Consider the following 11,923-nt stretch of genomic DNA (forward strand, 5'->3'; position numbering starts at 1 on the left):
CCTACAGTGTTGTAGGCCCGGCAAGCGAAGCGCCGCCGGGCATATTACTTAACGACGGTTGCCGAAGATGCGCAGCAGCATCAGGAACAGGTTGATGAAGTCCAGATAGAGGGTCAGCGCCCCCAGAATGGAGTATTTACGCAGATTAGAGCTGTCGCGCACGTCAATCTGCTCGCCAATGTTTTTCAGCTTCTGGGTGTCATACGCCGTCAGCCCGACAAAGACAATCACCCCGATATAGGTCACCGCCCACATCAGCGCTTCACTCTTCAGCCAGAAGTTCACCAGCGACGCCAGCACGATACCAATCAGCGCCATAAACAGCATGTTGCCAAAGCCGCTCAGGTCGCGTTTGGTGGTGTAGCCGTAGAGACTCATCGCGCCAAACATCCCGCCGGCCACCACAAAGGTGCTGGCGATGGAGGAGTAGGTGTAGACGAGGAAAATACTGGAGAGCGTCAGGCCGGTCAGCGCCGAATAGAGCATAAACAGCGTGGTGGCCATCCCGGCGCTGAGCTTATGCACCAGCCCGGAGAGGACAAACACCAGCGCCAGCTGGGCGATGATCAGGCCAAAGAAGGTGATTTTGCTGGAGAAGACAAACATCATCACCGCAGGGGTATTGGCGGAAAACCACGCGACAAACGCGGTGAGCAGCAGGCCGCAGGTCATCCAGCCATAGACCTGGGCCATGTAGGTTTGCAGCCCGGTACGGCTCTGCTGCACGATGGAATCGGAACGGGGAAATCTGTCCATAACACACTCCTTTTTAAGTGGACACACTGTTAAAGCCTAACACATCCCGGCAATCCGGCTACCAGCGGTTGGCGGCTTCCTTGTCGCTGTCGCGGGACTCGACCCAGCGATCGCCCTCCGGGGTCGCTTCGCGCTTCCAGAACGGGGCGCGGGTTTTCAGGTAATCCATAATAAACTCACCCGCCGCAAAGGCGCTGCCGCGATGGGCGCTGGTGACGCCAACGAAGACGATCTCCTCCCCCGGCCACATCTCGCCGATGCGGTGGATGACGGTCACGCGGCCGAGCGGCCAGCGCTGACGCGCCTGTTCAACGATCTCCGCCAGCGCTTTTTCCGTCATGCCGGGATAGTGCTCAAGGGTCAGCGCTTTTACGCTGTCGCCGAGATTATGGTTACGCACCTTGCCGGTGAAGGTGACCACCGCGCCATCTTCGTCACGCTCAGCAAGCCAGTTATACTCCGTGCCGACGTTAAAACGCGCCGGTTCGACCAGGATTTTGGTGTCACTCATCTCAGCCCCCGGTCACCGGTGGGAAGAAGGCCACCTCATCGCCCGGTTTGACCGGATGCGTGAACTCCACCAGCGTCTGGTTTACCGCCACCAGCAGTTTGCTCGCGTCCAGCGCCAGCGCCCAGCGGTCGCTTTGCGCCGCCAGATGCGCCCGCAGCGCTTCGACGTTTTCTACCTCTATATCCAGCGTCAGGCTGTCGGTATTCACCAGCTCGCGCACCTGCGCAAAAAACAGTACTTTAATCATGCTCTTGTGCCCTGAAATCACCCGATTTCCCCCCGCTTTTCGCCAGCAGGCGAACCGGGCCGATAACCATGTCTTTCTGTACCGCTTTGCACATGTCATAGATGGTTAATGCCGCCACGGAGGCGGCAGTTAAGGCTTCCATCTCCACGCCGGTTTTCCCGGTCAGGCGGCACAATGATTCGATGCGCACGCGGTTCTGCTCCGGTTCGGCCCGCAGGTTGACCTCCACTTTGCTGAGCATCAGCGGATGGCACAGCGGGATAAGCTCCCAGGTGCGTTTGGCGGCCTGAATGCCGGCGATCCGCGCCGTAGCGAAGACGTCCCCTTTGTGGTGGCTACCGTCGATAATCATCGCCAGCGTCTCCGGGAGCATGGTGACGAACGCTTCCGCGCGGGCTTCACGCACGGTTTCGGCCTTGGCGGAGACATCCACCATATGGGCTTCGCCCGCGGCGTTAATGTGGGTCAGTTGCGACATAGCTTATTTCTTCAGGTGTGGATGGAAATTACACGGACGCGTGCGGGCATCCAGCTGCGGGGCGATAATGTTTTCCCACGCGGTGCGGCAGGCTTTCGTGGAACCTGGCATGGCAAAAATCACCGTGTTGTTGGCGATCCCTGCAACAGCGCGCGACTGCAGGGTCGAGGTGCCAATCTCTTCAAACGAGAGCATGCGGAACACCTCGCCGAAGCCTTCGATCTCGCGATCGAAAAGCGGCAGCAGCGCTTCCGGGGCCTGATCGCCTGCGGTAAAACCGGTGCCGCCGGTGATCAGCACCACCTGGACGTTATCGCTGGCGATCCAGCGCGATACTTCCGCGCGAATGGCGTAGCGGTTCTCTTTGACGATGGCCTTGTCGACGATCTGATGCCCGGCCTCGTGGGCCGCATCGCGCAGCCAGTGGCCGGAGGTGTCATCCTCTTCGCCGCGGCGTTCAGAAACGGTAAGAATAGCAATACGCGTCGGGATAAATTCAGCGCTTACCTGACTCATCTTCTGGTTCCTTGTTGCGATTACCCGCCAATGTATGACAGGTTCTGGGTGATCCCGGTGTTGCCCTGATGCAGGAAGTGGGTCTGTTTTTTGTGCATCAGCGCCTCAGAAATGCGTGCTTGCAGCGCCGCCTGCTGCGCATCATCGGCCAGCAGATCGCGCAGGTCGACGCCGCCATCGCCAAACAGGCAGAGGTGCAGCTTGCCCACCGACGAGACGCGCAGGCGGTTACAGCTGGCACAGAAGTCTTTTTCATACGGCATGATAAGGCCAATCTCCCCTTCGTAGTCGGGGTGGCAAAAGACCTGCGCCGGGCCGTCGCTGCGCTGGCGAAGCTGGTGGATCCAGCCGCGTTTGAGCAGTTCATCGCGCAATACCATGCCGGAGATGTGATGACGGGAGAAGAGGTCGCTGCCCTCGCCGGTTTCCATCAGCTCAATGAAGCGCAGCTGAATGCGGCGGGGCTTGATCCACGCCAGGAAGATATCCAGCTGATGATGGTTCACATCGCGCATCAGCACGGTGTTGACCTTCACCTTGTCGAAGCCGGCCGCAAAGGCCGCGTCGATACCTTCCATCACCTGGTGGAATTTATCCTGTCCGGTGATGGCATGAAACTGGCGGGCATCCAGACTGTCGACGCTGACGTTGATGGCTGTCAGCCCCGCGTCGCGCCATTGCGCGACATCGCGCGCCAGACGATAGCCATTGGTGGTGACCGCAATCTGGCGGATGGCGTCGTTTTCGCGCACCGCCGCGATAATATCGGTGAAGTCCCGGCGCAGCGAGGGTTCGCCGCCGGTAAGACGGACCTTCTCCGTTCCCATGGCGGCAAACGCGCGCGTGACGCGGCGCACTTCATCCACGGAGAGAAAGCCGTTATTGGTGACGCTGCCAGGCTTATAGCCATCCGGCAGGCAGTAGGTGCAACGGAAGTTGCACACATCGGTAATCGACAAACGCAGGTAAAAAAACTTACGCGCGAATGCATCGGTAAGTTGTGAAGCCATGTACACCTTTCCTGATACGGGAGGCACAGTCATTTCTTCCTGTACCCTGGTGGCAAAAGCGCCACGGCCAGAGCGCCATATCTGTCGACACAGGCGCAAAGGCTAGAGTGTATGTTTTCAATGATGAAAACGTGGTTATGTCGATAGTAGCGTGTTAAAGCGAGTTTCGCTATCGTCGACTTACGCTATATAAAAATGTATATAGCGAGCTAATCGTGCAATTTCGGTTCAGAATACGTCATTATCACATTTTTGCATTGATATACGTCATTTTGCGCGGGTCGCAGCATCGTCATTTAGGAGTAGTTGCGTTACTGTTTACATGTTGGTCTCAATAAGGAATTTTTATGCGCAATCGCACTTTTGCGGATCTTGACCGGGTGGTCGCTCTCGGCGGAGGCCATGGACTGGGCCGGGTCATGTCCTCCCTGTCATCGCTCGGCTCCCGCCTGACAGGGATCGTCACGACCACCGATAATGGCGGCTCAACCGGGCGCATCCGCCGCTCCGAAGGCGGTATCGCCTGGGGCGACATGCGCAACTGTTTAAATCAGCTTATCACGGAACCGAGCGTGGCTTCGGCCATGTTTGAGTATCGTTTTGCCGGTAATGGCGAGCTTTCCGGGCATAACCTTGGAAATCTGATGTTAAAGGCGCTGGATCACCTCAGCGTGCGGCCTCTGGAGGCGATCAATTTAATCCGCAACCTGCTTAAAGTGGACGCCTTTCTCATCCCCATGTCCGAGCTTCCGGTCGATTTGATGGCAATCGACTGCAACGACCATGAAGTGTATGGCGAAGTGAATATCGATCAGCTTGCCCTGCCCCCGAAAGAGCTGATGCTCTACCCCACTGTCCCGGCGACCCGCGAAGCGGTAGAAGCGATTGGTGAAGCGGATCTGATCCTCATCGGCCCCGGCAGTTTTTACACCAGCCTGATGCCGCTCCTGCTGATTAAAGAGCTGGCCCAGGCGCTGCGGCGCACGCCCGCCCCGGTGGTCTATATCGGCAATCTGGGTCGCGAACTCAGTCCGGCCGCCGCCGGGCTTTCGCTGGCCGCAAAGCTGGCGCTGATGGAGCAGTATGTCGGTAAAAAGATCGTCGATGCGGTAGTGGTCGGGCCGAAAGAGGATATCTCAGGTATGGAGGGCCGGGTGGTGGTGCAGGAGCCGCTCGAAGCAAGCGACATCAAGTACCGTCACGACCGGCATCTGCTCCGCGTGGCGCTGGAGAGGGCGATTCAGGCGTTGGGTTAGCTTGCGCGGCCTGTAATGCCCGGTGGCGCTTCGCTTACCGGGCCTACAGGCAGCGTGCCGTTGTTGAGCCGGTAAGCGCCACCGGGTACAAACTACGACGCGGCGATGAATAAATCCCGCAGCTGATGCAGCTGGTCGCGGATCTGCGCCGCCTCTTCGAACTCCAGGTTCTGTGCGTGCTGCATCATCTGCCCTTCCAGCTCGTGGATTTTCTGCTGCAGCGCTTTCGGCGTCAGTGCCACGGTATCGGCCTCAACCGGTGAGCGCGACTTGCCGCGACCCTTGGTTTTGGTTTTCGCGATATTCTGTCCGAGCTGCAGGATATCCACCACCTTCTTGTTGAGCCCCTGCGGAACGATCCCGTGCTCTTCGTTATAGCGTTGCTGCTTCTCGCGACGGCGTTCGGTTTCGCCGATCGCTTTCGCCATCGACGGGGTGATCTTATCCCCGTAGAGAATCGCTTTGCCGTTAACGTTTCGTGCCGCACGGCCAATGGTCTGGATCAGCGAGCGCTCGGAACGCAGGAAGCCCTCTTTATCGGCGTCCAGAATCGCCACCAGCGACACTTCTGGCATATCCAGCCCCTCACGCAGCAGGTTGATCCCCACCAGCACATCGAACTCGCCAAGACGCAGATCGCGGATAATCTCCATGCGCTCCACGGTGTCGATATCCGAGTGCAGATAGCGCACCTTCTCACCGTGCTCTTCGAGGTATTCGGTCAGGTCTTCCGCCATCCGCTTGGTCAGGGTCGTCACCAGCACACGCTCGTTAATAGCCGACCGGGCGCGGATCTCCGAGAGCAGGTCATCTACCTGGGTGGCCACCGGGCGTACTTCGATAATCGGGTCCAGCAGGCCGGTCGGACGCACCACCTGATCCACCACTTCGTCGCCCGACTTCTCCAGCTCGTAGTTACCTGGCGTAGCCGACACGTAGATGGTTTGCGGCGCCAGCGCCTCGAACTCTTCAAACTTCATCGGACGGTTATCCAGCGCCGACGGCAGACGGAAGCCGTACTCCACCAGGGTCTCTTTACGCGCCCGGTCGCCACGATACATCCCGCCAATCTGCGGAATGGTGACGTGGGATTCATCCACCACCAGCAGGCCATCCGCCGGCAGGTAGTCAAACAGGGTTGGCGGCGCTTCGCCCGGCCCACGGCCAGAGAGATAGCGCGAGTAGTTTTCGATACCGGAGCAGTAGCCCAGCTCGTTCATCATCTCGAGATCGAACTGGGTACGCTGGCTGATACGCTGCTCTTCCAGCAACTTGTTATTTTCTAACAGCACCCTGCGGCGATCCGCCAGTTCAACCTTGATGTCCTCCATCGCCTGCACGATGCGCTCGCGCGGGGTGACGTAGTGGGTTTTCGGGTAGACCGTGAAGCGCTGAATGGTCGATTCCACATGGCCGGTCAGCGGGTCGAACAGCGACAGCCGCTCCACCTCTTCATCGAAAAGCTCGACGCGCAGCGCGAAGTCGTCCGACTCCGCCGGGAAGATGTCGATCACTTCGCCGCGCACGCGGAACGTGCCGCGCTGGAACGCCTGATCGTTACGGGTGTACTGCAGCTCGGCCAGGCGACGCAAAATGGCGCGCTGATCGATAATCATCCCCACGGTCAGGTGCAGCATCATCTTCAGGTAGAGATCCGGGTCGCCGAGGCCGTAGATGGCCGACACCGAGGCCACCACCACCACGTCACGGCGCTCAAGCAGCGCCTTGGTTGCGGAGAGACGCATCTGCTCGATATGCTCGTTCACCGAGGCATCTTTCTCGATAAAGGTGTCCGAGCTGGGAACGTAGGCTTCCGGCTGATAGTAGTCGTAGTACGACACGAAGTACTCCACCGCATTCTCCGGGAAGAACTCTTTCATCTCGCCGTAGAGCTGCGCCGCCAGGGTTTTGTTCGGGGCAAGCACCATTGTAGGGCGCTGGAGATCGGCGATCACGTTGGCAACGGTGAAGGTTTTACCCGACCCGGTCACCCCCAGCAGCGTCTGGTGCGCAAGCCCATCCTCCAGCCCCTCTTTCAGACGGCGAATCGCTTCAGGCTGATCGCCGGAAGGACGGAAAGCGGAATTCAGTTTGAACGGTTTACTCATGAACGGCGACCTGATGATGGTTAATACGGCAGGTGAGTAATTTTACTCCTGATGGCTATTTTTGCCAGTAAATTATACTGGACATAAATCCAGTGGCAACCGCGTCGTTTTGTGCCACCCTGGGTAAGAATCAAACGAAGCTGCACAAAATTTCGGCTGCGACGGGATAAAATTCCATCAACGCACGGTTATCCCCAGAACTTTTTATTTTTTAACATTTGTCAAGGCGAGACGCCGGACTTAAGCGCATTATCGTGACCGTTTAATGACAACGATTGATTTTATTTAACGCATTGATTTAATTTAATCTTTTCAAAAAGACGCGTTTCGCAGCAATTCAGGCGCAGGCCGCGTATTCTCTCGCTTACCTCGCGTTTTCTAACTCTAATGCACATGGTTATCCACAGGAATAGTGGATAACTGCCTCCAGCCCATACGGAGCGTGACTCGGCTAATTCCCGGTTTTTACCCACAGCGCGACGGTAAAAATTTTTTATTGCCCAATTTTGGCGATCTGTTGCCAAAAATTGGATAACGAATTGACGAGACACTGCTCACATTTTGTTCAAATAGTCGCTGCACCAGGCTCACCCTTTGGGGCACCGGGGCAGTGCACGCTTCCTGGCTACCTGCGCTGTTTACTGAGGGGATTCCGAAAAAACGGGGTTTAATCCTCCTTTTCAGGTCGATGGCAAGAGTCTTGCACTGTACCCGAGGTCATCGATGCCTGTTAAGGAGAAACACCATGTTGAGCCTGCGTGCCGTTAATCAGTATTACGGGGATCGCCACACCCTGTGGAACGTCGACCTTGATCTGCCGCCCGGCGTCTGTACCGGGGTGGTCGGACTGCCCGGAATGGGAAAAACCACCCTCGTAAACTGCATCGCCGGCCTGCTGCCTATTGCCAGCGGTACGATGGTCTGGCATGACGCCGGAGCCTCCCCTTGTGAGTGGCTTCCGGGCGCAGAAATTGGCTTTGTCCCACAGGAGAGGCGGATTTTTTCCCAGCTGACGGTAGAAGAGAACCTGCATATCGCGCGGATGGCAAAAGGGAGCGTGGGCGGGTCGGTGAGTAGCGAAATTTTTGAGTTCTTTCCGGAGCTTTACCCGCTACGTCAGCAGCGGGCGTCAGGACTGAACGACGACCAGCAGTACCAGCTGGCACTGGCGAACGCGCTGGTCACCCGCCCTCGCCTGCTGATCCTCGACGAGCCCAGCCGTGGCGCCAGCCCGCTGTTTAGCATCAGGCTGGCGCAGTTGCTGCTCAGGTTTAACCGCGAACTGGGGCTAACGGTGCTGCTCGCCGAGCAGCACCTGTCGCTGATCCGCCGGGTGGCGGAGCGCTTCTGCCTGCTTTACCGCGGGCGAAACGTGGCCCAGGGCCGCGTCAGCGAGCTGGATGACCCGCTTATTGCCCACTGGATGGGGCCGACGGCGCCAGTGCGCTGAGAGAGAGATAACGCCCGATATCCGCCGTGTCGGCCTGCTCGCCAAGCCAGGGGATTTCGCCCAGCAGCGGTGCAGGCAGTACGCGTTTCAGCGTTGCCATGTATTCGCCATGACGTTTGCCGGGGGCTACCACCCCATTGGCTATCCAGCCTGCAACATGCAGCCCCGCCTGGCGGATCGCCTGGGCGGTCAGCATGGCGTGGTTGATGCAGCCCAGCTTCACCCCCACCACCAGGATCACCGGCAGGCGCTCGGCGATTGCCCAGTCGGCGAAGGTCTGCTCCGGGGAGAGCGGCGTAAACCAGCCGCCCGCCCCTTCCACCAGCACCCAGTCGGCCTGGCTTTCCAGCGCGCGTAGCCCGGCTGAAAGCGCACTGAACTCGATGGGTCGTTGCTCTTCCGCGCTGACGATATGCGGCGAGGTGGGCTCCGCGAAGGTGTAAGGGTTCACCGCCTGATAGCTGAGCGCCACGCTGCTGTTGCGCTGTAGCGCCAGCGCATCGCTGTTACGCAGCCCTTCCGCGGTCATTTCGCTGCCCGAGGCCACGGGCTTATACCCGGCGGTGTTGCGGCCCAGCGCCCGTGCCGCCTGTAGCAGGGCGGTGCTGGCGACGGTTTTTCCGACCTCGGTGTCGGTGCCGGTGACAAAATAGCGTTCAGTCACGTTCGATAATCCCATGAAAAAGTTGATAAGAGAGCGGGTATTTGCCATTACGCTGCGGCCAGGCCTGCGCCAGATCCTGCAGCTGTCCCCGGGTTAAGGGCCTGGCGGCCCGCCCGGCATGCAGATGGGTGGCGCCGATCCCCTTCAGGGAGTGCATGGCGCTGAGCGCATCGTCAAAGTGCAGCGTGATGGTCTGGACCGCACAGCGGTGCCGCCAGCCATCGAGGGCATCGTTTACCTCTTCCCGGCTCAGAAAGCGGTTGGTGTGCGGCTGCGTGTCTACCGCCTGCCAGGCCTGCTTCAGCTCCGGCAGGGAGCCGTTCAGCAGCGTGGTAAAGGCCACCCTGCCTCCGGGCTTCGCCACGCGACAGAGCTCCGTCAGCGCCTGCGGCAGGCTGGCGCACCACTGCACCGCCAGATGGCTCCAGACCAGACTGAACTGCGCATCCGCCAGCGGAATGGCTTCGATATCCGCCTGCAGATAGTGGTCGGCCGCCCGGTTGCGGCGCGCTTCCTCCAGCATCGGGGCGCTGAGATCCATCGCCGTCACCACGCTGCCACTTCTGCGCCAGGCGAGGCTGTTGCTGCCCGGGCCACAGCCGGCGTCCAGCACGCTGGGGAAGGCGTTTTCTGCGAGCAGCGCCCGCAGGCCGTCAGCACTTTGCCGCTGGAGCGCGTCGTGGCGGGAATAGCTCTGCGCCGCCCGGCCAAAGGCGGCGGCAATGGCCTGTTTATTCACTTGCGACATGCAGCGCCTCCAGTAACGCGGTGATGTCTGCCGCTTCATGGGCCGCCGTCAGGGTCAGGCGTAAGCGCGCCGTGCCCGCCGGTACGGTAGGCGGACGAATGGCCGTCACCCAGATCCCCTTCTCTCTGAGGGTCTGCGCCAGATGCAGGGCGCGCGCGTTTTCGCCCACAATCAGCGGCTGAATGGCGCTTTGCGAGGCGGTGATCTCAAGCGGAAGGCCGCTCACGCCTGCGCGGAACTGGCTGATAAGCGTCGAGAGCCGCTGCCGCCGCGCCTCCCCTTCGTCGCTGCGAATAAGATTAAAGGCTGCCAGTAATGCCACCGCCTGGGCAGGGGGCATGCTGGTGCTGTAGATGAGATGTCGGGCAAACTGCAACAGATAATCAGCCACCGGGTCGCTGCACAGTACCGCTGCGCCGCTGATGCCAACGCCTTTGCCAAAGGTGACCACCAGCAGCTCGGGTTTGACGCCCAGATGTGCCGCACTGCCGCGCCCTTCTGGCCCGGTAACGCCAATCCCGTGAGCATCGTCCACCAGCAGCCAGCTGCCCTGACGCCGGGCCACAGCATGGATATCGACCAGCGGGGCGCTGTCGCCATCCATGCTGAAGATCCCCTCGGTCACCACCAGCTGCTGGCCCTCGCAGGGTATATCCAGCAGCGAAGCGAGCTGAGCGGCATCGTTATGGGCGAAGCGCCGGAGCTGGGCCGGGCTGTGACTGGCCGCTTCCAGCAGGGAGGCGTGGCTTAAGCGGTCGGCCACAATGCGATCGTCCTTGCCGGTCAGGGCAGCAATCAGCGCCTGATTGGCAGCAAAGCCGGAGATAAACAGCAGCGCCCGGGGGTAGCCGAGCCAGTCGGCGAGCTGCTCCTCCAGCGCCTGATGCGCGCGGGTATAGCCGCTGACGTGGCCGGAGCCGCCACTGCCCACGCCATACTGCTCCGCCCCCTGTTGCCAGGCGCGGATAAGGGCCGGATGCTGGCTCAGACCGAGATAGTCGTTGCTGGAGAAATTAGAGTAGCGCCGCTGGTCGCAGGTGAGAAAACGGCCTGCGCCGTTCTCCACCGGGGTGCGCACGCGCAGCGCCTCTGCCGCCCGACGGGCGTCGAGGGCGGCATCAATACGTTGCTGCCAGGTCATAGCGTCGCCGCGTTATAGAACTGGTCGGTATCGGCGTTGAAGAGCTGCTGTTCCAGCTGGTGCTGCTGTTCGTTATCGCCGGTGAGAACCGCGGTCTGCTGCGGATTAAGCCCCAGCTTGCGGAACAGCTGGACATCTTTGTCCTCTTCCGGGTTCGGGGTGGTGAGCAGTTTGCAGCCGTAGAAGATAGAGTTGGCCCCGGCCATAAAGCACATCGCCTGGGTCTGCTCGTTCATCTGCTCGCGGCCCGCCGAGAGGCGCACATAAGAGGTTGGCATCATCACCCGCGCCACCGCAATGGTGCGGATGAAATCAAAGGCGTCAACGTCGTCGTTATCGGCCAGCGGAGTGCCCTTCACCTTCACCAGCATGTTGATCGGCACGCTTTCCGGCGGGGTCGGCAGGTTCGCCAACTGCAACAGCAGACCGGCGCGATCGGTGACCGTTTCGCCCAGCCCCACGATGCCGCCCGAGCAGACCTTAATGCCCGCCTCACGCACTTTATCCAGCGTGTCCAGCCGCTCCTGGTAGGTACGGGTGGTGATGATATTGCCGTAGAACTCCGGGGAGGTGTCGAGGTTGTGGTTGTAATAATCGAGCCCCGCCGAGGCCAGGCGCTGCGCCTGGCTGTCATCCAGCGTGCCGAGGGTCATGCAGGCCTCCAGCCCCATCGCCTTAACGCCCTGTACCATCTGTTCGAGGTAAGGCATGTCGCGCTCGTGCGGGTTTTTCCACGCCGCGCCCATGCAGAAGCGGGTCGACCCGGCGTTTTTCGCCTGACGCGCCGACTCCAGCACCTGCTCCACCTCCATCAGCCGCTCGGATTCGAGGCCGGTTTTGTAGCGCGCACTTTGCGGGCAGTATTTACAGTCTTCCGGGCAGGCGCCGGTCTTGATCGACAGCAGCGTACTGACCTGAATCTGCTGCGGATCGAAATGCTGACGGTGGATCTGCTGCGCTTCAAACAGCAGTTCAAGAAGGGGTTTTTCAAATAATGCAGTGACTTGCGACATTGTCCAGCGAGTCTGGTGAGCCATG

The 11,923-nt window shown here is 60.0% G+C and carries 13 protein-coding genes and 1 riboswitch; of the genes, 2 read left to right on the plus strand and 11 right to left on the minus strand.

Annotated elements, in window-relative coordinates:
• Window positions 1–48: 48 nt before the first annotated feature.
• From B3X29_RS05175 to moaA, 6 genes are all read right to left on the minus strand, one after another.
• A complete protein-coding gene (locus tag B3X29_RS05175; RefSeq protein ID WP_103178769.1) occupies window positions 49–756 on the minus strand; it encodes a Bax inhibitor-1/YccA family protein in 708 nt (235 codons plus the stop codon).
• Between the two features lie 58 nt (window positions 757–814).
• Window positions 815–1,267, minus strand: coding sequence for a molybdopterin synthase catalytic subunit MoaE (gene moaE / locus B3X29_RS05180; protein WP_103178768.1), 453 nt, complete (start codon window positions 1,265–1,267; stop codon window positions 815–817).
• Window position 1,268: 1 nt separating this feature from the next.
• On the minus strand, window positions 1,269–1,514 hold the full coding sequence (moaD, locus tag B3X29_RS05185; RefSeq protein ID WP_159339264.1) for a molybdopterin synthase sulfur carrier subunit: 246 nt from the start codon (window positions 1,512–1,514) through the stop codon (window positions 1,269–1,271).
• The gene (gene moaC / locus B3X29_RS05190) at window positions 1,507–1,992 is read right to left on the minus strand and encodes a cyclic pyranopterin monophosphate synthase MoaC (RefSeq protein WP_156654129.1); all 486 of its coding nucleotides are present in this window, start codon (window positions 1,990–1,992) and stop codon (window positions 1,507–1,509) included. The genes moaD and moaC overlap by 8 nt, the downstream gene beginning before the upstream one ends.
• Before the next feature lie 3 nt (window positions 1,993–1,995).
• Window positions 1,996–2,508, minus strand: a complete 513-nt coding sequence (gene moaB / locus B3X29_RS05195; protein WP_103178765.1) for a molybdenum cofactor biosynthesis protein B — start codon at window positions 2,506–2,508, stop codon at window positions 1,996–1,998.
• Between the two features lie 20 nt (window positions 2,509–2,528).
• Window positions 2,529–3,518: a GTP 3',8-cyclase MoaA gene (moaA, locus tag B3X29_RS05200; protein WP_159339265.1), complete on the minus strand. Its 990-nt coding sequence runs from the start codon at window positions 3,516–3,518 to the stop codon at window positions 2,529–2,531.
• Window positions 3,506–3,640: riboswitch (molybdenum cofactor riboswitch) on the minus strand. It overlaps the preceding gene by 13 nt.
• Window positions 3,641–3,865: 225 nt before the next feature.
• Here moaA and yvcK point away from each other — a divergent pair.
• The gene (yvcK, locus tag B3X29_RS05205) at window positions 3,866–4,774 is read left to right on the plus strand and encodes a uridine diphosphate-N-acetylglucosamine-binding protein YvcK (protein ID WP_103178763.1); all 909 of its coding nucleotides are present in this window, start codon (window positions 3,866–3,868) and stop codon (window positions 4,772–4,774) included.
• 92 nt (window positions 4,775–4,866) lie between these two features.
• On the opposite strand, the gene uvrB is transcribed toward yvcK, so the two are convergent.
• Window positions 4,867–6,882, minus strand: coding sequence for an excinuclease ABC subunit UvrB (uvrB, locus tag B3X29_RS05210; protein ID WP_103178762.1), 2,016 nt, complete (start codon window positions 6,880–6,882; stop codon window positions 4,867–4,869).
• A 745-nt stretch (window positions 6,883–7,627) separates the two neighbouring features.
• Between uvrB and B3X29_RS05215 the strand changes: the two genes are divergently transcribed.
• The gene (locus tag B3X29_RS05215) at window positions 7,628–8,332 is read left to right on the plus strand and encodes an ABC transporter ATP-binding protein (RefSeq protein WP_103178761.1); all 705 of its coding nucleotides are present in this window, start codon (window positions 7,628–7,630) and stop codon (window positions 8,330–8,332) included.
• On the opposite strand, the gene bioD is transcribed toward B3X29_RS05215, so the two are convergent.
• From bioD to bioB, 4 genes are read right to left on the minus strand one after another with little or no spacing between them, the layout of a single operon-like run.
• Complete coding sequence (gene bioD / locus B3X29_RS05220) at window positions 8,292–8,996, minus strand: dethiobiotin synthase (RefSeq protein WP_168192008.1); 705 nt, start codon at window positions 8,994–8,996, stop codon at window positions 8,292–8,294. The two genes, B3X29_RS05215 and bioD, sit on opposite strands and share 41 nt — an antisense overlap.
• A complete protein-coding gene (gene bioC, locus B3X29_RS05225; protein WP_156654127.1) occupies window positions 8,989–9,744 on the minus strand; it encodes a malonyl-ACP O-methyltransferase BioC in 756 nt (251 codons plus the stop codon). Before bioC ends, bioD begins: the two co-directional genes overlap by 8 nt.
• Window positions 9,728–10,885 carry an 8-amino-7-oxononanoate synthase gene (bioF, locus tag B3X29_RS05230; RefSeq protein ID WP_156654126.1) on the minus strand — a complete coding sequence of 386 codons (1,158 nt, stop codon included), beginning with the start codon at window positions 10,883–10,885 and terminating at the stop codon, window positions 9,728–9,730. The genes bioC and bioF overlap by 17 nt, the downstream gene beginning before the upstream one ends.
• Complete coding sequence (bioB, locus tag B3X29_RS05235; RefSeq protein WP_103823529.1) at window positions 10,882–11,922, minus strand: biotin synthase BioB; 1,041 nt, start codon at window positions 11,920–11,922, stop codon at window positions 10,882–10,884. Before bioB ends, bioF begins: the two co-directional genes overlap by 4 nt.
• Between the last annotated feature and the right edge of the window lies 1 nt (window position 11,923).

It is taken from the genome of Leclercia sp. UBA5076, assembly GCF_002416465.1.
GTDB lineage: Bacteria > Pseudomonadota > Gammaproteobacteria > Enterobacterales > Enterobacteriaceae > Enterobacter.

Excerpts from the sequence above, each read along its gene's own strand:
- moaC (WP_156654129.1), bottom strand. The coding sequence starts at position 1,992 with ATGTCGCAACTGACCCACATTAACGCCGCGGGCGAAGCCCATATGGTG.
- bioB (WP_103823529.1), bottom strand. The coding sequence starts at position 11,922 with ATGGCTCACCAGACTCGCTGGACAATGTCGCAAGTCACTGCATTATTT.
- uvrB (WP_103178762.1), bottom strand. The coding sequence starts at position 6,882 with ATGAGTAAACCGTTCAAACTGAATTCCGCTTTCCGTCCTTCCGGCGAT.
- moaA (WP_159339265.1), bottom strand. The coding sequence starts at position 3,518 with ATGGCTTCACAACTTACCGATGCATTCGCGCGTAAGTTTTTTTACCTG.
- yvcK (WP_103178763.1), top strand. The coding sequence starts at position 3,866 with ATGCGCAATCGCACTTTTGCGGATCTTGACCGGGTGGTCGCTCTCGGC.
- bioF (WP_156654126.1), bottom strand. The coding sequence starts at position 10,885 with ATGACCTGGCAGCAACGTATTGATGCCGCCCTCGACGCCCGTCGGGCG.
- B3X29_RS05175 (WP_103178769.1), bottom strand. The coding sequence starts at position 756 with ATGGACAGATTTCCCCGTTCCGATTCCATCGTGCAGCAGAGCCGTACC.
- moaD (WP_159339264.1), bottom strand. The coding sequence starts at position 1,514 with ATGATTAAAGTACTGTTTTTTGCGCAGGTGCGCGAGCTGGTGAATACC.
- bioC (WP_156654127.1), bottom strand. The coding sequence starts at position 9,744 with ATGTCGCAAGTGAATAAACAGGCCATTGCCGCCGCCTTTGGCCGGGCG.
- moaB (WP_103178765.1), bottom strand. The coding sequence starts at position 2,508 with ATGAGTCAGGTAAGCGCTGAATTTATCCCGACGCGTATTGCTATTCTT.
- moaE (WP_103178768.1), bottom strand. The coding sequence starts at position 1,267 with ATGAGTGACACCAAAATCCTGGTCGAACCGGCGCGTTTTAACGTCGGC.
- B3X29_RS05215 (WP_103178761.1), top strand. The coding sequence starts at position 7,628 with ATGTTGAGCCTGCGTGCCGTTAATCAGTATTACGGGGATCGCCACACC.